25 protein-coding genes and 2 pseudogenes are annotated in these 25,714 nt (G+C 29.9%); 8 read left to right on the forward strand and 19 right to left on the reverse strand.

The genetic code is table 11. From position 1 onward, the window contains the following. Positions 1-13: 13 nt before the first annotated feature. Positions 14-2,035 (reverse strand): BglG family transcription antiterminator, encoded by a 2,022-nt coding sequence (locus tag NSA23_RS10175; protein ID WP_042683386.1) that lies wholly within the window; start codon positions 2,033-2,035, stop codon positions 14-16. Positions 2,036-2,202: 167 nt separating this feature from the next. Beyond that, positions 2,203-2,892, reverse strand: coding sequence for an MtnX-like HAD-IB family phosphatase (locus NSA23_RS10180; RefSeq protein WP_042683385.1), 690 nt, complete (start codon positions 2,890-2,892; stop codon positions 2,203-2,205). 236 nt (positions 2,893-3,128) lie between these two features. Between NSA23_RS10180 and NSA23_RS10185 the strand changes: the two genes are divergently transcribed. Beyond that, positions 3,129-4,298, forward strand: a complete 1,170-nt coding sequence (locus NSA23_RS10185; protein WP_257490503.1) for a dicarboxylate/amino acid:cation symporter — start codon at positions 3,129-3,131, stop codon at positions 4,296-4,298. 74 nt (positions 4,299-4,372) lie between these two features. Here NSA23_RS10185 and NSA23_RS10190 read toward each other — a convergent pair whose 3' ends face one another. The 3 genes from NSA23_RS10190 to NSA23_RS10200 all read right to left on the reverse strand — a co-directional run bounded on the left by NSA23_RS10190 (position 4,373) and on the right by NSA23_RS10200 (position 6,683). After that, positions 4,373-4,567 carry a hypothetical protein gene (locus tag NSA23_RS10190; protein ID WP_042683383.1) on the reverse strand — a complete coding sequence of 65 codons (195 nt, stop codon included), beginning with the start codon at positions 4,565-4,567 and terminating at the stop codon, positions 4,373-4,375. Positions 4,568-4,602: 35 nt separating this feature from the next. Continuing rightward, a complete protein-coding gene (murJ, locus tag NSA23_RS10195) occupies positions 4,603-6,153 on the reverse strand; it encodes a murein biosynthesis integral membrane protein MurJ (protein ID WP_246119238.1) in 1,551 nt (516 codons plus the stop codon). A 203-nt stretch (positions 6,154-6,356) separates the two neighbouring features. Beyond that, positions 6,357-6,683, reverse strand: a complete 327-nt coding sequence (locus NSA23_RS10200; RefSeq protein WP_042683382.1) for a hypothetical protein — start codon at positions 6,681-6,683, stop codon at positions 6,357-6,359. 232 nt (positions 6,684-6,915) lie between these two features. On the opposite strand from NSA23_RS10200, the gene NSA23_RS10205 reads away from it, so the two are divergent. Next, a complete protein-coding gene (locus tag NSA23_RS10205) occupies positions 6,916-8,958 on the forward strand; it encodes a methyl-accepting chemotaxis protein (protein WP_042683381.1) in 2,043 nt (680 codons plus the stop codon). 82 nt (positions 8,959-9,040) lie between these two features. Here the strand turns inward: NSA23_RS10205 and NSA23_RS10210 are convergent, their stop codons facing one another. The 6 genes and pseudogenes from NSA23_RS10210 to NSA23_RS16765 form a co-directional block, all read right to left on the reverse strand. Beyond that, on the reverse strand, positions 9,041-9,955 hold the full coding sequence (locus tag NSA23_RS10210; protein ID WP_042683380.1) for a pseudouridine-5'-phosphate glycosidase: 915 nt from the start codon (positions 9,953-9,955) through the stop codon (positions 9,041-9,043). Further along, positions 9,949-11,040: a PfkB family carbohydrate kinase gene (locus tag NSA23_RS10215; protein WP_042683379.1), complete on the reverse strand. Its 1,092-nt coding sequence runs from the start codon at positions 11,038-11,040 to the stop codon at positions 9,949-9,951. Before NSA23_RS10215 ends, NSA23_RS10210 begins: the two co-directional genes overlap by 7 nt. A gap of 81 nt (positions 11,041-11,121) precedes the next feature. Then, complete coding sequence (locus tag NSA23_RS10220) at positions 11,122-11,424, reverse strand: STAS domain-containing protein (protein ID WP_257490504.1); 303 nt, start codon at positions 11,422-11,424, stop codon at positions 11,122-11,124. Between the two features lie 31 nt (positions 11,425-11,455). Further along, on the reverse strand, positions 11,456-11,896 hold the full coding sequence (locus NSA23_RS16755; RefSeq protein WP_420841085.1) for a CZB domain-containing protein: 441 nt from the start codon (positions 11,894-11,896) through the stop codon (positions 11,456-11,458). Between the two features lie 129 nt (positions 11,897-12,025). After that, a pseudogene (locus NSA23_RS16760) lies at positions 12,026-12,344 on the reverse strand (methyl-accepting chemotaxis protein); the annotation flags it as partial. Positions 12,345-12,764: 420 nt separating this feature from the next. After that, positions 12,765-13,148: pseudogene (locus tag NSA23_RS16765) on the reverse strand (hypothetical protein); the annotation flags it as partial. Between the two features lie 153 nt (positions 13,149-13,301). Here NSA23_RS16765 and NSA23_RS10235 point away from each other — a divergent pair. From NSA23_RS10235 to NSA23_RS10260, 6 genes are all read left to right on the forward strand, one after another. After that, positions 13,302-13,871: a glycerol-3-phosphate responsive antiterminator gene (locus NSA23_RS10235; RefSeq protein ID WP_257490507.1), complete on the forward strand. Its 570-nt coding sequence runs from the start codon at positions 13,302-13,304 to the stop codon at positions 13,869-13,871. Positions 13,872-14,015: 144 nt separating this feature from the next. Continuing rightward, positions 14,016-15,278, forward strand: coding sequence for a PTS galactitol transporter subunit IIC (locus tag NSA23_RS10240; protein ID WP_042683378.1), 1,263 nt, complete (start codon positions 14,016-14,018; stop codon positions 15,276-15,278). A 26-nt stretch (positions 15,279-15,304) separates the two neighbouring features. Further along, positions 15,305-16,798 carry an FGGY-family carbohydrate kinase gene (locus tag NSA23_RS10245; RefSeq protein WP_042683377.1) on the forward strand — a complete coding sequence of 498 codons (1,494 nt, stop codon included), beginning with the start codon at positions 15,305-15,307 and terminating at the stop codon, positions 16,796-16,798. Positions 16,799-16,814: 16 nt separating this feature from the next. Beyond that, positions 16,815-17,573: an SDR family NAD(P)-dependent oxidoreductase gene (locus NSA23_RS10250; RefSeq protein WP_042683376.1), complete on the forward strand. Its 759-nt coding sequence runs from the start codon at positions 16,815-16,817 to the stop codon at positions 17,571-17,573. A gap of 12 nt (positions 17,574-17,585) precedes the next feature. Beyond that, complete coding sequence (locus NSA23_RS10255) at positions 17,586-18,440, forward strand: class II fructose-bisphosphate aldolase (RefSeq protein WP_042683375.1); 855 nt, start codon at positions 17,586-17,588, stop codon at positions 18,438-18,440. A gap of 13 nt (positions 18,441-18,453) precedes the next feature. After that, complete coding sequence (locus NSA23_RS10260) at positions 18,454-19,494, forward strand: 2-hydroxyacid dehydrogenase (RefSeq protein ID WP_042683374.1); 1,041 nt, start codon at positions 18,454-18,456, stop codon at positions 19,492-19,494. Between the two features lie 58 nt (positions 19,495-19,552). Here the strand turns inward: NSA23_RS10260 and NSA23_RS10265 are convergent, their stop codons facing one another. The 8 genes from NSA23_RS10265 to murQ form a co-directional block, all read right to left on the reverse strand. Next, positions 19,553-20,251: an alpha/beta hydrolase gene (locus tag NSA23_RS10265; RefSeq protein WP_050069908.1), complete on the reverse strand. Its 699-nt coding sequence runs from the start codon at positions 20,249-20,251 to the stop codon at positions 19,553-19,555. Between the two features lie 36 nt (positions 20,252-20,287). Further along, complete coding sequence (locus NSA23_RS10270) at positions 20,288-21,565, reverse strand: PTS sugar transporter subunit IIC (protein WP_257490508.1); 1,278 nt, start codon at positions 21,563-21,565, stop codon at positions 20,288-20,290. Between the two features lie 24 nt (positions 21,566-21,589). Then, complete coding sequence (locus NSA23_RS10275) at positions 21,590-21,901, reverse strand: PTS sugar transporter subunit IIB (protein WP_042683372.1); 312 nt, start codon at positions 21,899-21,901, stop codon at positions 21,590-21,592. A gap of 118 nt (positions 21,902-22,019) precedes the next feature. Beyond that, a complete protein-coding gene (locus NSA23_RS10280; RefSeq protein ID WP_042683371.1) occupies positions 22,020-22,346 on the reverse strand; it encodes a hypothetical protein in 327 nt (108 codons plus the stop codon). A gap of 31 nt (positions 22,347-22,377) precedes the next feature. After that, complete coding sequence (gene chbG, locus NSA23_RS10285; protein WP_042683370.1) at positions 22,378-23,127, reverse strand: chitin disaccharide deacetylase; 750 nt, start codon at positions 23,125-23,127, stop codon at positions 22,378-22,380. 4 nt (positions 23,128-23,131) lie between these two features. Beyond that, positions 23,132-24,442: a 6-phospho-beta-glucosidase gene (locus tag NSA23_RS10290; RefSeq protein ID WP_042683369.1), complete on the reverse strand. Its 1,311-nt coding sequence runs from the start codon at positions 24,440-24,442 to the stop codon at positions 23,132-23,134. A 2-nt stretch (positions 24,443-24,444) separates the two neighbouring features. After that, a complete protein-coding gene (locus tag NSA23_RS10295; RefSeq protein WP_042683368.1) occupies positions 24,445-24,780 on the reverse strand; it encodes a PTS lactose/cellobiose transporter subunit IIA in 336 nt (111 codons plus the stop codon). 23 nt (positions 24,781-24,803) lie between these two features. Continuing rightward, positions 24,804-25,709 (reverse strand): N-acetylmuramic acid 6-phosphate etherase, encoded by a 906-nt coding sequence (murQ, locus tag NSA23_RS10300; RefSeq protein WP_042683367.1) that lies wholly within the window; start codon positions 25,707-25,709, stop codon positions 24,804-24,806. Positions 25,710-25,714: the final 5 nt, after the last annotated feature.

A 25,714-nucleotide genomic window follows, 5' to 3' on the forward strand; every position in this document is an offset into this window, starting at 1 on the left:
ATCAGGTTTATCATTATATAAGTATTTTCTCTTCAAGTTTTTTTATTATATTGATAACTTCTTTAGGTTTATCAACTTCCTCAATTATTTTTATCATATCCTTATTACTTATTAACTTTAGAAGATTGATAAATGCCTTGAGATGATCTCTATTATCTAAAGCACTTAAACAGAATATAAACTTTACTGGATCATTTTTTTCATGATTAAATTTTACTGGTTTTTTAAGTCTTAACATACTTATATGAACACCTTTTGCTCCATCAGATGGACTAGCATGTGGTACTGCAACATTAGGAGCAAAAACTATGTAAGACCCATTTTCCTTAATATTTTCTATCATAGCAGTAATATATCTTTCTTCTATATAATCTTTCTCTAATAATATGTTCCCTGACTTTCTTATGGCATCCTGCCAATTTTTTGCACTACCATCAAGAATTATGTTATCAGCGGTTAAAATTTCATATAAGTATTTTTGTCTTCCAGTTTTACTTGAAACTAGTCCATTTGTAACGTTTTCATTTAGTTTATTTCTAGAATAATCTTTCTTTTGTCTAATGTTAAAAACAGCTTTCTGTATCAGACTTATATCTTGTTCTGTAGGTATTGGATTAACAACTATAGTTTTATCTTTCAAGGAATCTATTGCTATTGTGGAGATTATAATATCAATTTCATTTGTATTATAATTTGCTAAACTATGAGCAGAAAGAATATTCACAATATTAAAATTAAAATATTTTTTCAACTTTGCGCTTAAAAATAACGCTGTACCAAAACCAGTTGAGCATATAAGCAACACCTTGATATCACTATCTCCATGCCTTTTCCTTTCTATAGCTGCTATAATATGCATTGCTATATAAGCAATTTCATCTTCATTCATTATTTGTCCAGCATATTCTTCTATAGGTTGAACATGTTTTTTTATTATTTCAAATATATCTGGATATAAATACTTTAATTCATTTTTAAAAGGATTATCTATTTTACTGCTTTGTTTCATTCTCGCAATTGTGGACTCTATATGATTTATCAAAAAATTATAGAAATCATATTGAAATTGTTCTACAATGTTTAAGTCTTTACTAATTTTATATACAAATTCAGTTGACAGCATCTGTATTTTCAAAGTATTTTTATTAGGTTTTATATAATCTTTAATGAAAGTTTTTTTATTAATCTCTTTGTATAATAAGACAGCTTCGATACTACAATACGGCAATCTATATTTCTCAGATATAAATTTAATTATTTCTTCTGCCATATAATATTTAGGATCGCCTTTAATTACATTATCATTTTTAATATCTATATCTATTTCATTTTCCCATCTATTAACTATAACTATAAGATAGTATAATATTTCTTTATAAGAATCATCAGTCAATTCTAAACCATTTTTTATTTCTGCAGTATTTATTATTAGTTTTAAATCTCTTATATTAAGGGCTTGTTCTATTTCTTTTAATAAAAGAATATGAAAAATGCTCTTACCCACTTTATTTAAACCAAGGGTATTTAAACTTTCATATATGAAAGTTAATATAGCTTTTCTTTTATCAACTTCATAGCCAATTATCTTAAGGCCTCTTCTTGGTTTTGAAAATAAAATTAAATTATTTTTCTCAATCCATTCTTTTATATCAGGCAGATCCGTAATTATAGTAGTTCTACTTACAAAAATATGATCTGCTATGTCATCAATTGTTATATAATCATCAGCATTTAATAAGATAATAATTGAAATTATTTTTCTTTCCTCTGGAGATAATTTATAATTATAATAATCACTATTTTTATAAATAGTAGACAATATTGATCTAGTGTCATAATTTTTATTGAAAAACAGTTTTCCCTCTTGAGATATCTCAATTAAAACATAATCTTCTTTCTGAAAAAGCTTGTTTATCTTATCAACATCATTTTTAATTGTTCTACTAGATACATTATGACTTTTAGCAATGTTTTCAATCTGAACTTCTTCATTTAAAAGAATACTATTAATGATATCATTAGTTCTCTTATCCATCTCTACCACCTATCTTTATTATATAAAGCTTATTTATAAATAAAAAGTGCAAAGTTGTGTTAATATTTAGTAAGCTTTTATACTATTTAAAAACTAAAATTCCCTATAAACTAGATTTTTTTATTTTCTAATTTATAGGGAATTTTTAATTTCATTAAATCCTAATCTTATCTCTTATTGAAAATCATTTTATTTATATCACGAAAATCTTTCCACTTAATGAATTCTATATTTTTCTTATTGCAATAATCTGCTAATGAATCTTTTGCAAATAATATATCTGCCTTTTCTGCTATTCCTAAGTCTGTAGAGCCATCTCCTATGAATATTATTTTATCATAATCTTTTTTATATTCATTATAAAATTTCACCTTGCAATTCCCAGAGGGTTTAAATGCACAGGAACAATCTTTTTCTTCATATCCATGGATATCATCATAGAACTTTACCCCTACTTTATTCCCTTTAAAAACTAATTCATTTGCATATATCTTTATATCAGTAATTCCATATTTTTCTAAGAACACTTCAATTCCATTTAAAAATCCTCCACTTACTATAGCGAAATCCACATTATATTTTTTTATGTTTTCATAGAACTTGATAAACCCTGGTTGGATTTCTATCTCATTTAATATATAATCTATATAAGCTTTTTTGCCTAATTCAAGATTCTCAAATTGAGATCTTGCTGCAGTCTTCATACTTAAATTTCCCTTTAAAAGTTCTTTACTTATCTCTTTAGTTTTTTCATTACCAATAATATTAAACAATCTATAATTAGTATCAAAGGTAGTTATTGTACCATCAAAATCAGATAGTATTATAGAATTATTTAAATCTTCAATTTTAAACATATTTTAAAATGCACCACCTTATCTAAAGTACTTTTTTAAGCCAAACCTTATTATATCAAATAATCATACTTTGTCATTTGAATAAATATTTAAACTATTTTACTAATTTAAAAGGGAATTTGAATACTTATATAGAATATTATGAATTAAGTAGCACTTTTTACTTATATAAGGAAAGGAGGCATATTTAAGTAAAACCATAATTCAAAATATAAAATATAGAAAGGAGAATTTGTATGAGAAAATTAGGATTAGTCCCCAAACTGATTATTGCAATTATACTAGGTATTATCATTGGGAATATTCTACCTGCAGGAGGAGTTAGGATATTTGTAACTTTCAATTCGATTTTTAGTAATTTCCTAGACTTTGCCATACCTTTTATCATCATAGGTTTTGTAGTAGCAGGAATTGCTGATTTAGGCCAAGGAGCTGGAAAGTTATTAGGTATTACTACTGCTATATCTTATGGTTCTACTTTAATAGCTGGTTTTTTAGCTTATTTAGTATCAACTAGTATTTTCCCTAAATTTATTCATACTGCAAATGCTCTTTCAAATGCAGCTAACCCAGAAGATAAACTTTTAGAACCTTTTTTCGTTGTAGAGATCCCGCCTCTTATGAACGTAATGACTGCTTTAGTCATAGCATTCCTATTGGGACTGGGGATTGCTGCTATAAAGGGAAAAACTCTTTATAATGCATCTGTAGAGTTTCAACAAATTATGGAAAAGACTATTTCAAGAGTGATTATTCCACTACTTCCTTTTCATATATTAGGTATATTTGCTAATATGACTTATGCAGGTGAAGTAGCTAGAATCTTATCTGTATTTTGGAAAGTATTTTTAATAGTACTTGCTACTCATTTTACTATTATAATAATACAGTTTTTAATTGCTTCCGCCATTGGAAAAAAGAGCTTTCCTAAGATGATTAGAAACCAGATACCAGGATATTTGACTGCTATTGGTACTCAATCTTCTGCTGCTACTATTCCAGTTAATTTAGAAGTTGCAGAAAAAAATGGAGTATCCCAAGGTATAAGGGAATTTGTAATTCCTCTTTGTGCAACAATTCATCTATCTGGTAGTGCAATTACTTTAACTAGCTGTGCTATTGCCGTAATGATGTTAAATGGTATGCCTTTTACATTTTCCCAAATGTTTGGATTTATAGCTATGTTAGGTATTACTATGGTAGCTGCGCCTGGCGTTCCTGGTGGTGCTGTAATGGCTGCACTTGGAGTTATTCAATCTATTTTGCATTTCAATGATGCACAAATTGCTCTTATGATAGCTTTATATATTACACAAGATAGTTTTGGAACTGCATGTAATATCTCAGGAGATAATGCAATAGCAGTTATTATGGATACCATTCATAAACCTAGTAAAAAAATTTAAATTTAATACTTAATAATTAAATAAGCTGCTCTAAACTATTTAAATAATTTAGAGCAGCTTTCATTATACAAAACTTAAAAATATTTATTTAACTCTAAATACCTTTTTAAATTTTCTATGAAAACTTCATGACTTACATCTTCTCCATATAGAAAATAATTATATATTAAATCTCTTCCAATTTGGTCTAAAGCCGCCATCAACTCATCATTTGATATGCTTCCAATATTAATTTCTTCTCCCAATTTTTCTTTAAATTTTCCCATCATATAGCTTCACCAACCATTCCCATATATCCGCAGAATTATTTTCTAGATTTTTTAAGTCTTCCTAAGAGCGTCCTCATTTCTTTTACTCGCAATAAACAACATAAAACAAAATAAATTAAAACGCCTACAGATACTGCTAATATAAGTAATAACAGTTCTATAATAGATTTATTTGGAAATAATGAACCAAATTTAAAATATATTCCATATACTACTAAGCCCATTATTATGGAAGCAATTAAAGTTTTAATGAAGCATATTATATATGATTTAATACCCATGCTTCCTATTTTCTTTCTTAAGGATATAAATAAAAGTATAGTGGTAACTATTGAGGAAATACTTGTAGCTAACGCTAGTCCAGAATGAGCCATGTATCTTATTAATATATAATTGAGTGCTACATTTATTCCTACAGCTATTGCTCCATTAATCATTGGAGTTGAAGTATCTTGTATTGAATAAAATACTTTATTGAGCATAAGTCTTAAGGAACTAGCAATAAGCCCTAAAGAATAAAATAATAATGCACTTGAAGTCATGGAAGTTGCTTGACTATCAAAAGCACCTCTTTCAAAGAAAACTTTTATAGCAGGTTCTGCAAGTATTATTATTCCTATGGTAGCAGGTACAGTTATTATTAGTATAATATTTATTCCTTCTTCCATTATGTCTTTAGCTTCCTTTAAATTTTCCCTTGTAAAAGCTTTGGAGAGCATTGGAAATATAACTGTAGTTATAGCCATGACAAAAACAGATATAATCATATCATTAACCCTTGTGGCATAATTTAATGCAGATATACTACCCTCTTTTAAACTAGAAGCTAAAGTCCTGTCTATTATTACATTTATCTGTTGTACAGCAGAACCTAATAGCACTGGAGCTGTTAACATCAATGCTTTTTCTATATATCTATCTTTTAAATCTACTTTAAGTGAATATTTAAATCCTAATCTTTTAGCAGCTGGTATTTGAATAAGCCATTGGGCAGCAGATGCTATGACACTTGTTACCATAAGACCTATAATTCCAAGCTTTTGTGAAACTGTTAAAAGGTAGACTATATATACTAAATTAAATGGAATGCCAGCTATAGCTGGTGGTCCAAACACTTCATTACTTTCAAGAAATCCTGAAAAAACATAACTAAGTCCTAAAAATATAATTATAGGAAGACCAATCCTATTTAATTTTATAGCTAATTCATATTGTTCTCCTGTAAAACCTTTGGCCAAAATCTTCACTACAAAAGGAGAGACAAAATAGCCTACAATAACTAATAAAATAGTTATTATAAATATAACATTTAATACATTGGTCATATAATCTAATTTTTTATTTTTTCCTTTCCTCTCCTGAATTTCAGAAAAAATTGGAATCAAGGTGGTTTTAAGTGCCGTTCCAATAGTAGTCATAATCAATACAGTTGCCGTCATAGCAACAAAATAAGTATCTGTTTCATATCCTGAACCAAATTTTGAGGCAATAAGTACTTCTCTTAGAAAACCTAGGAATTTACTAAATAATGTAGCCATTGCAATCATAGCTGCTGATTGAGCAACTCTTCTTTTACTGCTACTCAAATGAAAAACCCCCTAAAATATTTAAAAATATAATTATCTTTTAATTATATCATATAAACTTTATATTGACTTAAAAAAAGCTACCTAAAATGGTAGCCCCTTCTTACCTTAGCTGTATACAAATTTTTATCTGCAATTTTAAAATCCATTGATTTTTAAACTATCCTTTGGATAAATAATGACCTTTTCAAACTTTTTACTCCTTAATTTCTAATTTTAGCTAGTTTAAACTTATAAGGTCCTTTGCCTAAATAAGATTTATCTATTTTGATAGCTAAAGTTTTGTAACTTATAACTTGAAGAAGAATACTACCTTCTTTAGGAGGTATAATAAAAAGATTGATCTCAAATTCTCCCTCTTCTGTCTTTATTATATTTTCTACTTCCATATCATATCCTGGAGTTGAAAATCTCTTTGTTATACCTACTATTATGTAATTATCTAGTTCTTCTAAATTTATCCCTTCCTTTTTATCACTATAGTTGTCCTCTATAGTATATACTTCAAAAGGTATAGTTTTTTTGAGCATTAGTCCTACTCCTTTCATCCTTATACCTGTATATTATATATCATTTCATCTAATTATTCATTATAATGTCCATTAATTATACTCTCTAATTAAAATTAAATTATAGTATTTTTAAAATATTACTAAATTAAATAATATTTTGTTCGATATATATAATTAGACCTTTATTACTATAACATGTAGTGCCATTGTCCTATTTATTTTTAAAATATTGTTTAAAAGGAGGATCTAAATGGAAAATAAAAAGGAAAAGGAAGAAATAAACGCAAAAGAAGGACAAATAAAATCTAAAACTATTCGTACTAGGATACTTATTTCAATTACTAGTGTAATAGTGATACTTTCCTTAATTTTAGGAGCTGTTACTTATACAATTTCTAAAAACTTCATAGTATCGGATACATATAATAACTTACAAGATACCTCTCAAGATGCTTCAAAACTTATTGATGAAAGAATAAATAAATATATAACAACAGTAGATACTTTAAGTCATTTTGAAAGAATTAGTGATCCTAAAGTTTCTAAAAAAGAAAAGGATTCAGTTTTGAAAACAGAAAAAGAAAGACTTGGCTATTCAAATTTTGGAGTAGCAGATACAGATGGGAAAATAACTTTCATTGATGGAGTTAAAGCAAATGTTGGCGATAGAGATTATTTTAATGCTTCTAGAAACGGAAATAATTATTTTTCCGAACCTTTTAGAGGCAAAACTAGTGGAGTTATGCAAATAGCTATATCTGCACCTCTTAAACATGAGGGAAAAATAGTAGGTGTATTAGTCGGCTATGTAAAAGCAGAAGACTTTTACAATATTGCTAGTGATATAAAAGTTGGTAAGTCTGGCCATGCTGTATTAATGAACAATCTTGGAAATATAATATACCATCCTGATAAAAAAATATTAGAAAGTAAAGAATTAGATTTAGAGAATATAAAAGACAAGGATAATAAGCTTACAAATATTTATAAAGATATGCTAAAAGGAAAATCCAATATAGGACAATATGAATATAAAGGCCAAAAGAAACTAATAGGATATGCTCCTATAAAATCTACTGGATGGTCTATTGCAGTAACTGCTCCAGAAAATGAAGCCTTAGCTAAATTAAATAGTTTAAGAAATACAATAATCATTTTAACTTTAGCTGCGATGGCTATAGGAATTGGATTTTCATTTATATTCACCAAAAATATTACTAATCCTTTAATTTTAATAACAAATAAGGCTAAAAATATTTCTGATCTAGACTTTTCGGAAAATATGGCTGAAAAATTTTTAAACAGGAAAGATGAAATAGGTAATATAGCTAATTCTTTTAATGAGATATTAAATAATTTTAGAACTTTTACAGAAAATATTTCTTCAACCTCTGAACAAGTAGCAGCTTCTTCAGAGGAATTAGCTGCTACTTCTGAAGAATCTACAGCAGCAGCTACAAATATTGCAGAATCTGCCAATCAAATAGCTAATAGTTCAGAAGAACAGCTAAAAGAAGTTTTAAATGTAACCTCTGCTATTGAAAATGTTTCAAAAGAAATAGACAATATGTTTGGTCTTTCTCATGATGCTAGTGATTTAAGTAATAAAGTTCTAGAACAGACCAATGAGGGAAAAGGAAAAATAGAAGAAGCTCTTAACCAAATGGTAAGCATTGCCAAAAGCACAAACTTAGTTAGAGATTCTTTAAAAGATATAAATAATAGCTCTAGCCAAATGGATGAGATAATAGATGTTATTCAATCTATTGCTGAACAAACTAATCTTTTAGCCTTAAATGCTGCCATAGAAGCAGCTAGAGCTGGAGAAGCCGGCAGTGGATTTGCTGTTGTAGCTGAAGAAATTAGGAAACTTGCTGAGGAAACTCAAAAGTCCACCGAAAAAATAGATTTATTGATACAGGAAAACCAATATATAATTGAGCAAGCAAATATTAATATGGACTCAAATGAAAAAGATGTGGATACTGGAATGAGTACGGTTAATATAGCTAAGGACACTTTTGAAAAAATCGCTACTTTAACGACAGATGTAAATAATCAGATAGAAAGTATAAATCAAGCTATATATCAAGTAGCTGAGGGAAATACCAATGTATTAGATTCCTCTAGCTCTATGAAAGAACATAGCAAAAACGTATCTGAGCAAATTCAAAATGTCTCTGCAGCTACAGAAGAACAAACGGCTTCCATGGAGGAAATTGCCTCTTCTACTGAAGCTTTAGCAGAAATAGCAGGAGAATTGCAAGAATTTATGTCACAAATTAAACTTTAATTTATAGTAAAAACTATTAAAGGGAAAATATATTGAATATATTTTCCCTTTAATAGTTCTCATATATTAGCAAGTGCTATTTCTATAACCTTTCTAATTCTATAGCTAAATTTGCTCCAACTAATGCATTATTATAAACTAATCTAATATTGGATTCTAAGCTATTTCCACTAGTTTTTTCTTTTACATTTTCAAGTAAGAACGGAGTTACCTTTTTACCTTTAGCACCTTTTTCTTCTGCTTCTTTTAAGGCTTCTGAAATAGCTATATTTATTACATTATGATCCATTTCATATTCTTCTGGAATTGGATTAGCCACTATTATTCCACCATTAAGCCCTAGATCCCATTTTGTATTTATAACTTCTGCAAGTTCTTTTTCACTATCTATCCTATAATCTACTTCAAAACCACTTTTTCTTGTGAAAAATGCTGGAAATTCTTCCGTTCCAAATCCCACAACTGGTACTCCAAAGGTTTCAAGGTATTCTAATGTAAGACCTAGATCTAAAATAGATTTAGCTCCTGCACATACTACTGCTACATTAGTCTTAGCAAGTTCTTGAAGATCTGCTGAAATATCAAAAGATTCTTCAGCTCCTCTATGGACTCCACCTATTCCCCCAGTAACAAATACTTTTATTCCTGCCATTTTAGCTATTATCATAGTACTAGCTACTGTAGTAGCCCCATTCAATCCTTTAGATACTATAAAAGGCAAATCTCTTCTACTGACTTTATATACATCTTCTGCTTTACCTAAATATTCTATTTCTTCTTTAGAAAGTCCCACCTTAATTTTTCCATCTAATATAGCAATAGTAGCTGGTATAGCTCCTCTATCCCTAATTATCTTTTCTACTTCTAGTGCTGTTTCAACATTTTTTGGATAAGGCATGCCATGGGCTATTATAGTAGACTCAAGGGCTACTACAGCTTTATTTTCATCTAAAGCTTTTTTTACTTCCTCCTTAATTTCAATATATTGTTCTAACATATTTCAATCTCCTCTATTCTTTTTTTAATCTTTTCAGATGAAATATTAGGATTTATAGTATTTTCATTTTCCAGTGTAACAATGGCTGCACCTGTTGCAAAAGCTATAGTGTTATCAATAGAAAAATCCTTTAAATAGGAGTAGACTAATCCTGCTATGAAAGCATCTCCTGCCCCAGTTGCATTAATTAATTCTGCCTTTGGTGGGAAAGCTCTTTTTTCTACTTTTCCATCAAAATAATATACTCCTTCTTTTCCTAAGGAAATAAAAACTCTTTTAACACCTTTATTGATAAAATAATAAGAAACCTTTTTTAAATCCTCTTCATTATTTATTTCAATACCTGATAATATTTCTGCCTCCATCTTATTTGGCTTTATAGTATGAAAATATCCTATTATATCACTTGCTTTTTTAGCTTTTGACGTAGATACTGTATCTAAGAAGAAATCCACTTTAAAATTAGTAACCATATATTCTAATACTTCTTTATTTATATTGGTATCTACTATGCATAATCTAGAATTTTCTATTAAGTCTCTTTTTTCCTCAATAAATGGTATAGTCATATTTTCAAATATGTCCATTGAAGATACAGCTACATTTATATTTCCATTTTCATCTAAAATACAGAGATAAGTAGAAGTCTGTTCATTGGAAAGTATTAGAGAATCTGAGATATTTAAGCCTATCTTTGAAGACTCTTCCATAATAAGTTTTCCGTACACATCCTTGCCAAGAACCGTTATAAGCCTTGTATCTATTCCTAATCTAGTTAAATTTTCTCCTATATTTCTACCTACTCCTCCTAAAGAAATAGTAGTCGTTCCTAGATTTGAATCTTCTTCTATAATCTTGTCATAAGGAAAGCCTAATACATCTACATTGGCTCCTCCTAAAATAGTTACATAAGGTTTTCTTTTCACAATATATCCTTTCCCAAGAATATATCCTTTTTTCATAAGATTTGTAATATGAACTGCTACAGAGGAACGACTAATTCCTAATATATTTGCCATTTCTTTTTGAGATATCATTGGATTTTTAGATATAAGCTCTAATATTTCCTCTTCTCTCCTAGTCATAAAAAAACCCCTTAATATTTGCTTATATATAAACAATTGCTTATTTTTAATGATACTATTATCTATTTATTTTGTCAATACTTAACCACATATATGAAATACTTTGTCTAATCTAGTATTACGAAATATTGTCTTAATAGACCCTTTAAGTCCTTTTATACTCACTTCTCCATTTTTTTTATGAGCAATTTTATTAGTAGCTACTAACACTCCGAGTCCTGTGCTATCAATAAAATCTAAATTTGTTACATCTGCTACAATGTGATTATAGCCTTTTGCTATATAATTTAGTAGATCTTTTCTTAGAGAAATCGCTCTATCTACAGTTAAATCTCCAGAAATAGATATAATAATTTTGTCATCTCCTATTATGTTTTTTTCCATGTCTTATCTTCCTCTCATTTTAAATTTTCATTTAACTTTCCATCAACTTATTAAGTTCATTAATAACTATACCCGAATAGTACTGTAAGTCTTTTAAATATTTCCTTGACTTTTTTAAATTTCCACTATTATATGCTTCTACAGCATTTATAGCGGATTCATGTACCATTTTATGAGGATGGTTTAATTCTATGTAAGCTTTTTCGTCCTTAAAGGGATTATTTTCCTGAAAATACCACTGTCCTAGTCTACAAGCTGTATGAGAAACTACATCATCTAAATCTAAAGTTTCCATGCCTTTTATCATGTTCTCCACCTTAAGTTTCCACATAAGATGATCAGTCTTAGCTGTTTCCAATATTTCTATATCGTTTAAATCAGAAGTATCCTTTGTTTTTATATCTCCTACCATTTTTTCAATATCAAATGCTATTTGGCTTGTTTCAATAGTAGCTTCGTTTACATTTTCCATAGAAGCAGTTATTTCTTCTGTTGATGCTGCTACTTCTGCTACATGAGAAATAGCATTTTCTATAGATGTAGCTACATGATTAATAAGATCTATAATTTTATCTGAACTAGCTACCTCATTTTCTGTAACTTCTACTATTTCCTTTATATTATCTACTGTATTTCCCACAGTTCCCATTATATTATCAAGGGACTCAACGCCTTTTTCAGCTACATAAGTGCCTTCCTTTACCTTCTCTTTACTCTCATTAGAAGCAGTTATCAGTAAACTAGTTATCTCTTCTATTTTATTTACTAAGTTTGCTACTTCATTAGCCTCCTTATTTGACTGTTCTGCCAGTTTCCTTATTTCATCAGCTACTACAGCAAATCCCTTTCCCAATTCACCTGCTCTTGCCGCTTCTATAGAAGCATTTAAAGCTAAAAGATTGGTCTTGATCTGCCAATCCATTTATTGTACTGCTAACATTAGTTATTTCTTCTAGGTGTTTTGTAAAATTTTGGACTAAGTTCTCTACATCACATGATTTTTCCTCAATAATCTTCATTGATTCCATTGCCTTTTCTATAGTCTCTTTTCCTTCTATAGCAGCATTTAAGGCTATATTAGAATTTTCTTCTGTAGATAGCGCCAATTTTTTTGACATTTGAATTAGAGAAGAAAGTTCCAATAGTACTTGAGAAACTTCTAATGTAGCTTCATTTCCTACCTGAGAATCTTCAGAGACAGCTTCCATATTTGAAGCTATTTCTTCTACAGCAGAAGTAACCTCAGCACTAATAGCTGCCATATCTTCTGAAGTTTCAGATAAAATCCTTACCGTCTGCTTTAAACCATTAACTATATCTGTCTGCTTTGCCACCATAACGTTAAATGAAGATTTTAAATCTCCTATTTCATCAATAGTTTTCACATTACATCTGGTTGTAAGGTCTCCTTTTCCTGCTATGTACATATTATCTTGCAACTCTTCTACTTCTTTACTTAATTTTTTAATTAAAAAACTACTCATAGCCCCTACTAATACTGTAGATACAATAAGTAAAGTAAATATAATTTTATAACTTTTGATCCTTATTTCTTTTACATGATCTAAAGATATAGTTCCTCCTGACAATCCATCAAGTTCCTTTTGTAAATATTTATTATTTAAATGAATATAAAGGCCTACTAACCCTCCCACTACAATTACAAATATAAGCATCATACTAAGTAGCATTTTTCCTTTAATACTTAAAGAACGTTTAAACATTTTATGAGACTCCCTTCCTATTTTTATTATAATACATACCCAAAAAGTAGTACTTTCAACCCACTTTACATATCTTCTATTATATCGGATAAAATTTTCATTGACATTAGAGGAATTTATGCTACAATTATATACAAAACGTTTTCAATTTAGGTGATTAGTTTGAAAAAAATCTTTAATGGATTTACTATTGTACCATCAGTTAGAATATTAAAAGATCTGGATTATGCTTTAAACAGTCCACTAGATATTGTACTGTTGTCGGAAGTTCATATAGGAAATTTAAAAAATTTAACCCAGATATGTCATAAAAAAAATAAAAGAGTTCTTGTAAATGTAGATTTAGTAGGTGGGTTTTCGTCTGATAGAATGGGAGTTAAATTATTAAAAGACCTATTTAAATTAGATGGAATACTAACTTCGAATATGATTACAATAAATATGTGCAAATCTGTAGGCCTATTTACAATTCAAAGATTTTTCTTAATGGACTCAAAGGCCGTAGATTCCAGCTTAAAATCTTTTAGAAATTCACAAGCAGATGCTGTAGAACTTCTTCCTTCTCCTTTAGCTCCCAAATTTGCTAATGAGATTGTCAAAAATAAAAAAATACCTATTTTAGCTGGAGGATTTGTAGAAAATAAAAAAAGTGTAGAAGAATTTAAAAAATTAGGGTTCAATGGGGTCACTACTAGTACTAAAGCCCTTTGGAATTTACAATAAAATAAAATTTGTAGGATAGTGAATAGAAGAAGTCCTGCTTAAAGAGAAGTTTTTAAATTTCTCTTTGGCAGGGCTTTTTTTGTATTTATAAATAGTATTAACAAACAATAAGAAGTAAATACTTAATAATAAGGAGGAGTTTTTATGAATGTTATTAACACAATTATCAGTATGGGACCATCAGTAATGATGCCAATAATATTTTTCATACTGGCTCTAATCTTTGGAGTAAAAATAGGAAAAGCTTTTAAAGCTGGTATGCTGGTAGGTATTGGTTTTGAAGGTATTGGACTTGTTATTGGTCTACTATTAGATAGTTTAGGCCCCGCAGCTGAGGCTATGGTAGAAAGGTTCGGACTAAATTTAACTGTAGTAGATGCTGGATGGCCTGTAGCAGCTACTATAGGATGGGGTTCTCCAATAGTTCCCTTTGTAGTATTTGGAGGATTACTTCTAAATTTAATACTACTAGTTTTAAATATGACAAAGACAGTAAATATAGACATATTTAATTATTGGCACTTCCTACTTACAGGAGGAGTCATATATGCAGTTACAGGAAACATAGCTATTTCATCGGCTGGAGCACTTATTCATTTCTTAATTACTCTAATAATTGCTGATAAAACTGCTCCCAGAGTTCAAGAAGCTTATGATTTAAAAGGTGTTTCTTTTGCCCATGCTACATCAGCTATTTATGTACCTATTGGAATAGTAGTAAATTGGATTATCGAAAAGATTCCTGGATTAAATAAAATAGATGCTAATCCAGATACAATAACTGAAAAATTTGGAGTTATGGGTGAACCTTTAACTTTAGGAACAATACTAGGTGCAGTTCTTGGAATATTAGCAGGTTGGAGTTTTACTGATATTTTAGGTTTATCAGTTAAAGTTGCAGCAGTTATGGTACTTCTTCCAGCAATGATTAATGTGTTAGTAGAAGGATTAGTTACTGTAAGAGATGCAGCGGAAAAAACACTCAAGAAAAAGTTTCCAGATAGAGAGTTTTATATTGGATTAGATACTGCTTTACTTGTAGGGGATCCAGCAGTTTTAGCTACAGGATTATTAATGATACCAGCTGCATTATTGTTAGCTGTTATACTTCCTGGAAACAAAGTTCTACCTTTTGTAGATTTAGCATCGATAGTTTTCTTAATAGCTATGATATCTCCATATTGTAAAAAAAATATGGTTAGAATATTTATAAGTGGTTTAGTAATTATTACATTAGTACTATATGCAGGTTCTGATATAGCTCCTTATTATACAAAAGCTGCAGAACTGGCTAATGTAACACTACCAAAAGGTATTGGTTCAAATACACAAATGGCTAATTTAGTTGGAGGCGCAACTACTCCATTAGGCTGGATATTAATAAAGCTTTCTACAATTTTCAGATAGAAATATTGATTTTAGGAGGGTTCACTATGGGAAAATATTTAATAGGTATAGATAATGGTGGCACTATGTCTAAGGCAGCCTTATATGATTTAAGTGGAAAAGAAATAGCTGTATCTGGATATAAAACAAAAACTATAATGCCTAAACCTGGATTTACAGAAAGAGATATGGAAGAAATGTGGCAAGCAAATGTGAAATCTATAAGAGATGTAATAGAAATAAGTAAAGTAGACCCTAAAGATATAGCGGGAATAGCAACAACTGGCCATGGTAATGGAATGTATCTAGTAGATAAAGATGGAAACCCTGCTTACAATGGGATTATATCTACAGATACTAGAGCAAAAGATTATGTTGAAAAGTGGTATAGTGACACTACTTTTGAAAAAGTACTCCTTAAAACTATGCAATCTATATGGGCAGGTCAGCCAGTTCCTCTTTTAGCTTGGTTTAAAGATAATAATCCAGAAGTACTTAAAAAAACAAAATGGATATTTATGTGTAAAGACTATATAAGGTATAGATTAACCAATGAAGCCTATGCAGAAATAACTGATATGTCTGGAACTAATCTTATGAATGTTAAAGATGTTAAATATGATGAAAAACTATTAAGTGAGTTTGGCATTGAAGAAATTATGGATAAACTTCCACCTTTAAAATATTCCTCAGAAATATGTGGATATATAACTAGTGAGGCTGCTAAAGAAACAGGACTTATGGAAGGTACCCCTGTGGCTGGGGGCTTATTTGATATAGATGCCTCAGCTATAGCGACTGGACTCACTGAGGAAGAAAAACTTTGTATGGTAGCTGGTACTTGGAGTATAAATGAATATATTAGTAAAGAACCTGTGATATCAAAAGATCTATTTATGACTTCTATATATTGTATGAAAGGTTATTGGCTAACTACAGAAGCCAGTCCTACTTCAGCAAGCAACTTAGAATGGTTTGTAACTGAATTTATGAATAATAATACCAACGCCTATGATGAAGCAAACAAATTAGTAAGTAGTATATCCCCTGAAGAAAGTAATATTGTATTTTTACCTTTTCTATATGGAACAAATGTAGATGCAAACGCTAAAGCTTCTTTTATTGGACTAAATGGTTGGCATACAAAAGCTCATTTATTGAGAGCCATATATGAGGGTGTAGCCTTCTGCCATAGAGCTCATATTGATAAACTATTGAAACATAGAGAGAAACCAAAAGCTATAAGAATAGCTGGTGGAGCTGCAAAATCTGAAGTTTGGGTTCAAATATTTGCTGATGTACTTCAAATACCTATAGAAGTAACTACAAGTACTGAACTAGGCGCTCTTGGAGCTGCTATATGTGCTGGAATAGCTACTGAAAACTTTGAATCCTATGAATCTGCAGCTAATTCTATGGTAAATGTAGCTTATACATGCTATCCAAATGAAAATAACAGTAAAATATATGACAAAAAATATAATCTATATAAAAAATCTATAGAAGTTCTAAGCCCATTATGGGAAGAACTATCAGAATAAATTGAGGTGATTTGAAATGGATTTAAAAATAAGTGGAAAATGTGCTATTGTCACTGGAGGTTCTAGAGGTGTAGGTAGAGGCATATGTTTAGCACTAGCAAAAGAAGGTGCAAATGTTGTAATAAACTATAACTCTAGTAGTGAAGCTGCTCTTAAAGTAAAAGAAGAAATTGAAAAAATAGGTGGAAAAGCCATAGCTGTAAAAGCTGATTTAGGCAATCCAGAAGATTGTAAAAAGTTAATAGATGAAGGTGAAAAAGCTTTTGGTAATGTAGATATTTTAATTAACAATGCAGGAATTTGGCCTAAAAATTGGGTAGAAGATATTTCACTAGATGAATGGAACAAAACTATAGATGTAAACTTAACTTCTGTTTTCTTAACTAGCCAAGCTTTTATAAGAAAAAATATTGAAAAGGAAAGACCATGTAAAATATTAAATGTAACTTCTCAAGCCGCTTTCAATGGTTCAACAACTGGTCATGCTCACTATGCTGCAAGTAAAGCTGGTGTAGTTTCACTAACAGTATCTATGGCTAGAGAAATGGCTAAACACAATATAAATATTAATGCCATAGCACTAGGAATTGTAGAAACAGATATGACTAAAAAAGCATTAAATGAAAAAGAAGATTATTATTTAAACAGAATACCTATTGGAAGAGTAGCAACTCCAAAAGATATAGCAAATATAGTATTATTTTTAGTATCTGAACCAGCTTCTTATATAACTGGGGCTACAATAGACGCTACTGGCGGAATGTTAATGAGATAAGGAGGAGAAAATATGTTAGTTAATTTAAATGAAGTACTAATAAAAGCAAGAGAAGAAAAGTATGCAGTTCCTGCCTTTGATTGTACAGAAGATATATTAATAAGAACAATATTAGATACTTGTGAAGAGAAAAAATCTCCTGTTATTCTAATGGCATTGGAACGTGATTTAAAAGAAAAAGGTATGGATTATATAACATCCATGGTTAAAGGTGTTGCTGATAAATATAGTATACCTATTGTACTACATTTAGATCATGCAACTAAGTTAGATTTAATTGAAAGAGCTATAGATTATGGATTTACTTCAGTAATGTATGATGGCTCTATGCTATCATTTGAAGAAAATATAGCTAATACTAGAAAAGTTGTAGAAATGGCCCATGCCAAGAATATAACTGTTGAAGCCGAATTAGGATATGTTGGAGGAAATGAACTAGATGGTTCCTATACTGGAGACACTAAGCTTACAGAACCTAGTCAAGTTTTAGAATTTGTAAATAAAACAGAGGTTGATGCACTAGCAGTTTCCATAGGTACATCCCATGGTGTATATGTTTCAGAACCTGAATTAAATATAGAAAGATTAAAGGAAATAAATAATATAAGTCCTGTACCATTAGTTCTACATGGTGGCTCTGGAACCCCAATCAATCAAGTACAGGAAGCTATAAAGAATGGTATTGCAAAGGTAAATCTATATGCTGATTTGAGGATAGCTATGTTCAAAGGATTAAAAGCTTCAGCTGAATCTCAAAAAAGAATAGATCCTCTACCAGATGAAATGTTTGGACCAGTGAAGGAAGAATTAAGAAAAACTATAATAAATAAAATAAATATGACATTCTCAGAAAATAAAGGAAACTAAGAGGTGATATAGAATGAACTTATTAGCTATTGCTGACAATTTCATTGATGAGGAAACTATGTACAATGGACTTAAAGATTTAGAAAAAATTGGAGTTAATGTTGAAGTTAGAAATTGGTATCATGAAAATCAAGAAGCTCTTCAAAGGGACAATTTACTTATAGAACAAAATGGACCTGAAGCTGTAGAGCTATCTGATGAACTATTAAAGGATTTAGACAAATTTCATATGATAATAGTACAATTTGCACCAGTATCTAAAAAAGTAATCGATAAAGCCAAAAATTTAAAGCTTATAGGAGTTTTAAGAGGTGGAGTTGAAAATGTAGCTATAGATTATGCAAGAGAGAAAAATATAGCTGTATTAAATACTCCTGGAAGAAATGCTAGAGCTGTAGCTGAGTTTACAATGGGAATGATATTAAGCGAAGTTAGAAATATAGCTAGATCCCACTACTCCCTAAAAAATAATGAATGGAGAAAAGATTTCCCAAATAGTAGTTATGTTCCTGAATTAAATGGGAAAACTGTTGGAATAGTAGGCTTTGGACATATTGGACAGTTAATAGCTGGCTATTTAAAAGCCTTTGGAAGTAAAGTAATAGCCTATGATCCTTTCTTTAAAGGAGAATTTGAAGGTGTAAAAATTGTAGATTTAGATACTCTTTTAAAACAATCAGATTTAGTAACTATTCATGCAAGATATACTAAAGATACCCATCATCTAATTGATGAAAAAGAACTTTCATTAATGAAAGAAAATGCTGTTTTAATAAATACAGCTCGTTCTGGATTAGTAAATCAAGAAGCATTAGTAAAAGCACTAAAAGAAGATAAAATCTTTGGAGCAGCAATAGATGTATTTGACAAAGAACCAATTCCTGAAGATGATGAAATACTAAAATTAGATAATATTACAATAACTCCTCATATTGCTGGCTCTACAAAAGATGCTTTTTCTAATAGCCCTAAAATACTAGCTAATATATTAAAAGGTATAATTGATGGAGAAAAAAATATTTCAGCAATAAATAATGTAGAAATTAGATTGTAAGTAAGAATCCCAAGAACTTAAATTCTTGGGATTTTATTATTCATTATATTGATATATATTACAATCTTTCTAAAGCTATTTCTAATCCTTTTTTTACAACTTCAGAATTATGATTCTCATCTATATTATAATATTCAATTTCTATTCCATTATCTAAGCAATAATTAACAAACTTATCTACATTATGTCTTTCTACTATTTCATCTTGATTTCCATGTATTAGAATATAGCTATTCTTACTTAGATTTTCAGTCTTTGATATCCAACTATTTTCTATCCATTTGTCTTCATTAAAAGGCTTTCCAAAGGCATACATATCTCTAACACTGGAATCCATTGGTGGCAATGGATTCCATATTGCTGGAGATATTAGTACTGCTTTTTTAAATAGTTTAGGATATTTTAATGTTAGATTTAATGCTCCAAAACCTCCCATTGAGACTCCACCAATTATCATATTTTTTATATTAAACTCTCCCTCCAAAAATGGAATTAAATCCTCTATAATTGCATTTTCCATGTTATCGATATAATAGGAATTAAAACCATTTGGCAATACTACTATTTTATCTTTATATTCTTCTAATATATCCCCCAAAGGAACTCTATCTACTAATGTTCTGTTATTGCCATTAGTTCCATGAAGTATAATTAAAAGGTCGTATTCTTTTCCATTTAGATAGTCGTCGGGAATACATAATGTATATATCCAGTCCATTCCTAAATTTTTAGAATATATAAAATCACTCTTAACCATTCGAATGCCTCCTCTTAGAAAAAGCTTAGGCTATGCCTAAGCTTTTTGTGCCTCATCTCCTAGTTCTTCTCTTAATAAATTATTATCATATACTCTGAAAAATGGTGCATATATTAGTATTGAAACTATTATCAACACTATGCCAAGTACTGCTGCCTGCCAACTTCCTCCCGATGCCATAAAAGCAAATATTGGCGTTGGCAGTACCCATGGTGCTGCTATATATAATTTTGGTACAAGCCCAGAAGCTGTAGCTGCCCAGGCAATTATTATATTTATTATTGGCGTCAATAAAAATGGTATTATTAGTACTGGATTTAATACTATAGGTGCTCCAAATATAATTGGCTCATTTATATTAAATATTGCAGGTACAATTGAAGTTTTACCTAGCATTTTACCATATTGTGATTTTGCTCTTAATGCTAATAAAATTGCTAATCCTATTGTAGCTCCTGATCCTCCTATCATGACATAAGCTTGGAAAAACTGTTCTGGGAATATATGTGGTACTGCTTGTCCAGCTGCAACTGCAGCTGAATTATTGTCTAATAGTGATAACCATAATGGTCTTGCTACTGTTCCCACTATACTCATTCCATGAATGCCAAAAGACCAGAAAAATCCTATTAAAGTCATCAAGAAAATTGCTGAAGGCAATGTATCTGATGCTGAAATTAATGGTGAAACAAGCTTTCCAATAACTCCATGCCAATCAAAGTTTAGATAATATGTTATAGTTCCTATTGTTAGAATAATAATAGCTGCAGGTGTTAAAGCCTCAAAAGATCTTGCTACAGATGGTGGAACTTGCTCAGGCATAGTTATACGAAAATTTTTAGTTGTTGTAAATCTTAACACTTCTACTGCAAATATAGACATTAAAATAGCAATAAACATTCCACCGCCACCTAAGTTTCCCATTGGCATTACTATTCCTAATTCTTCAATTGACTCAGGTACAATAGTTAGCAAGAATGCTGCAGCCGCTAATATACCTCCAGTAACTCCATCTAATTTATAAGACCTTGCTAAACTGTATCCAATACCCCATGCTGCATATAAAGACATTATATACATAGTCATTCTATATGGCAATAATATAGTTGCTGCATTATCTCCTAGCCAAGTTTTAATTGCTGTCCCCTCTGGAAATGGAAAAAATGCAATTATTAAAAATAAACTTCCTACTATAATTAGTGGCAATGTAGATATTATACCATCTCTTACTGCTCTTAGATGTCTTTGTTCAGCCATTTTCGCCATTGGTGTTGATAACTTTTCATCTAAGAATTTACTAACTCTTTCTATCATGTCTATCCTCCTATTTTTTCTGCTTTACTTATTTCCAATAATATCTTTAACTTGTTTTAACAACTTTGGCCCTCCTAATGGACTATATGCTTGTGGTTGAATTAATTCACATGGTACATTAGCAGCATCTGCAAATTCTTTTAAATATTCAAAACGATGTCTAACTTGAGGAGCAACCATAGCTGCATCATATCCATTTTTAACTTCTTCTTCAAATTGCTGAGTACTAACTGCTAACACTTCAATATCTGTTCCATCTTTTTCAGCTTCCTTTTTTAATGCATTTACTGCTATTGCACTAGACATCCCTTGGGAACAAACAAATAATATTTTCATAATTAATCCTCCTTAAACGTTTTCTTTTGTTTTATAACCATTTAATATTTTATAATTTCACTTAGTTTTCGCAATAATTTTTTATGTTATTTTGTATGTTGTGGAAAAATTTCATTTTTTAGATATATATGCCCAAATACAACCAAAAATACACTATTATGGCAAAAGCTAAGGAGAATCCTGCATAAGTGAACCAAAATTTCTTACAATACCCCTTATTAGATTCTATAAAAAATCTTGCATAGGATAAAGCATAACCAGTAAAAATTACATTTCCTAATATTACTCCAAATTTAAAACTTACTCCAAATAGAGTTAATATATATGGAAACACAAAAGTCCCAACTATTGCATCTAAAAGGATTATTAATGCACTTTTCATACTAAAGATTGGTATTTCATAATCTGTTTTTTGAAAAACTTTTTCACTTGCTGGTTTTGACATATTTCCCACCTCCTGATGAGCAATTAAATTGTTAAATATTGTTAAATCCTATTAGTTTAATATCTTTTTCTATAAACCAATTCTTTAACTCCCTACTAATTAATATTTCAAGTTCTTTAGATCTATTAGCACTATAACTACTTAAACTTTCCAACTCTTTATCCACTATTGCTGGATGAACCATAATTTCAATCGTCCCATTACTGGCATTTTCCAGTATTTCTTTCATCCTATTTATACTTGTATTTTTTCCATAAAAGTCCATAGAAAAATTATCTGTTGTTAATATATTATTTTCTTTTAAATATTGTTTTGTTTCTTCATTTGCATATCTTAATGGCAAATTGTATTCTTTTGCTAATTTAGCTACTACTTCCCTAATGCCATCATACATATGAATATGATGATGGCTGTCTAAATGGGAAGGTTTAGATCCTGTTTTTATAAATAGCTCAATTTGATTTCTCAACTCTTTTTCCACTTCTTCTAAACGAAGCTTCGGAAAAAGCTCGGCTCTTCTTCTATAAAATCTATTTTCATTATCTACCAATGAGGGAATTTCTTCAGCTGGTAAAGTTGGTTCTCCACAAGTTAATGTTAAATGGACTCCAGCAGATTTGAAACTCATAGACTTTAACATTTCAATTCCTTTATTAGCATAAGGCATATTCATCATTACAGTAGTACTAGTTACTACTCCATCTTTTATTCCTTTGACTATCCCTTTATTGCATCCATCAGTCAATCCAAAATCATCTGCATTTATAATTACATTTTTCATATTATTATCTATTAAACTGAGGTAGATATTCTTTATTTTCTTCTAAAATATCATCTAATAGTTTTCTTGCTACAGTAACTGATGGTATTAGAGGGCTAGTATATAGAGCTTCTAAAGCTTTTCTATAATCTCCAGTAATTCCTGCCTCTGCAGTCAATAATTCATAAGCTTTAACATGATTAACTAATCCAGATATAATTGGATGCATCTTACCTATTGTCATTGGTGTTGCTCCAGTTTTGTCTACAAAAGCATTACATTCAATAACTACATCATTATCTAAATTTGGAATAGCTCCATTGTTTTTAATATTTACTACATGAATCTCCTTCTTATCATTGTGGATAGCACTAATTAATGATACTGCAGCTTCTGAATAATATGCTCCTCCCCTTTTTTCTAATTGAGGTGGTTTAATATCAAGATTTTCATCATTATATAGTTCAAATAGTTCCTCTTCAATTTTCATTACTTGTTCTGCTCTAGTGCCTTTACCTTCTTTTACGTCTTTTATTTGATTTTGGACCATTTCATCCATCATATAATAATATCTAAGGTATGGGCTAGGTAACATATTTAAACCATTTAAATAGTCTTTGTCCCAATTAAGATTTGGAATATTATTCATATTTAAAGATTCATCATCTAGATTCTTTTCTATTACTTCTTTCATAATATCTTTTCCGTCTAAATATATATCTTTTGCCCAACTTAAATGATTTAATCCTATAAAATCCATCTTTATTCTTTCTGGCTCTACACCAAACATTCTAGCTGTAGTGTTTTTCATATTAACAGGTACATTACACAATCCCATGGCTTTAACATTTGTATATCTAAGAACAGTCTCCGCTATAAGACCTGCTGGATTTGTAAAATTAATTAACCAAGCGTCTGAAGATAATTCTTCAATATCTTTACATATATCCATTATTACAGGTATTGTCCTTAAAGCTTTTGCAAATCCTCCTGCTCCTGTAGTTTCTTGTCCTAATACATTGTACCTTAGTGGAATATTTTCATCTCTAGCCCTAGCCTTCAATCCACCTACTCTGAATTGAGTAATTACATAATCAGCGTCTTTAATAGCTTCCTTCCTGTCTAAAGTTAGAACTACCTTAGTATTGAGACCTGCTTTTTCAACCATTCTCTTAGCTAAATTACCTACAATGTTTAATTTCTTTTCTCCTTCTTTTATATCAACTAAATATATTTCCTTTACTGGAAGTTCTTCCTTTCTTTTAATAAAACCATCTATTAATTCTGGTGTGTAGCTACTTCCTCCACCTATTACTGCAATCTTTAAACCTTCCATTTTTACGCCTCCTTATCTTTTTCCAACCTATCTATTCTTTTATATAAATCTATCATATTTTCTATTAACTCTTTTTCAGCAATTGCTGTCATTAAATGATCTTGAGCATGTACAAATAATACAGAAATTTCAACTTTTTCTCCACCTGCTTCTTTTTGAATAATATCAGTTTGGATATTATGGGCCAATTTAATTTCTTCATCTGATTCGTCTAAAGCTTTTTTTGCTTTTTCAAAATCTCCACTCTGTGCGAATTTAAGAGCTTCATATGCCTTTCCTCTAGCATTTCCACCATGAATTATTATTGAAAATATTGTTTCTTCTATGGTTTTTCCCATTACTTCTCCTCCTTAAGTCTAATTTATGAATACATTTCTATAGCCTTATATATTGAACCATCATATTTATTAAGAAATCTCACTGCTTCATCATAACTGCATCCAGTTTCTATCATTACAATTGCTACTTTTGGTTTATAATTTGAAAGACTTAAATACTTCTTGGCTTCTGCCTCACTTACACCCGTAGCTTCTATTATTATTCTTTTAGATCTTTCTATAAGTTTCTTGTTAGAAGGATTTAAATCAACCATTAAGTTATTATAAACCTTACCAATTCCTATCATAGAAGCAGTTGTTAGCATATTTAAAACCATCTTTTGTGCTGTTCCCGCCTTTAATCTAGTAGAGCCTGTAACAACTTCTGGCCCAACAACAGGGGTAATAGGTATTTCTACTGCTTTACTAAGCATACTATTTTCATTGCAACTTAGTCCAACAGTACTTGCTCCTATACTCTTTGCATAATCTATAGCTCCTAATACATAGGGAGTATTGCCACTAGCAGCTATTCCTACAACTGTGTCTAGTTTTGTTAATTTTACATTCTTTAAATCTTCTTCCCCAGATTTAGCACTATCCTCTGCACCTTCTATTGCATTTGTTAATGCTTCTTTTCCTCCAGCAATAATTCCAATTACTTGGTCTTTGTCTGTACTAAAAGTAGGTGGACATTCAGAAGCATCTAATACACCCAATCTACCACTAGTACCTGCTCCTATATATATTAATCTGCCTCCACTTTTAAATGACTCTATTATTTTGTCTACTGCATTTGCAATTTTTGATAATTCCTTTTCTACTGCATAAGCAACTATTTTGTCTTCCTCATTTATAATTTTTAAAACTTCTATAGTAGATTTTTTATCTATATCCTTTGATTTATAATTAGATTTTTCTGTTGTTAAATTATTTAATGTAAATTCCATTGAAA

Origin of the sequence: Anaerosalibacter massiliensis, from assembly GCF_024623155.1 — a bacterium.
Classification (GTDB): Bacteria; Bacillota; Clostridia; order Tissierellales; family Sporanaerobacteraceae; genus Anaerosalibacter; species Anaerosalibacter massiliensis.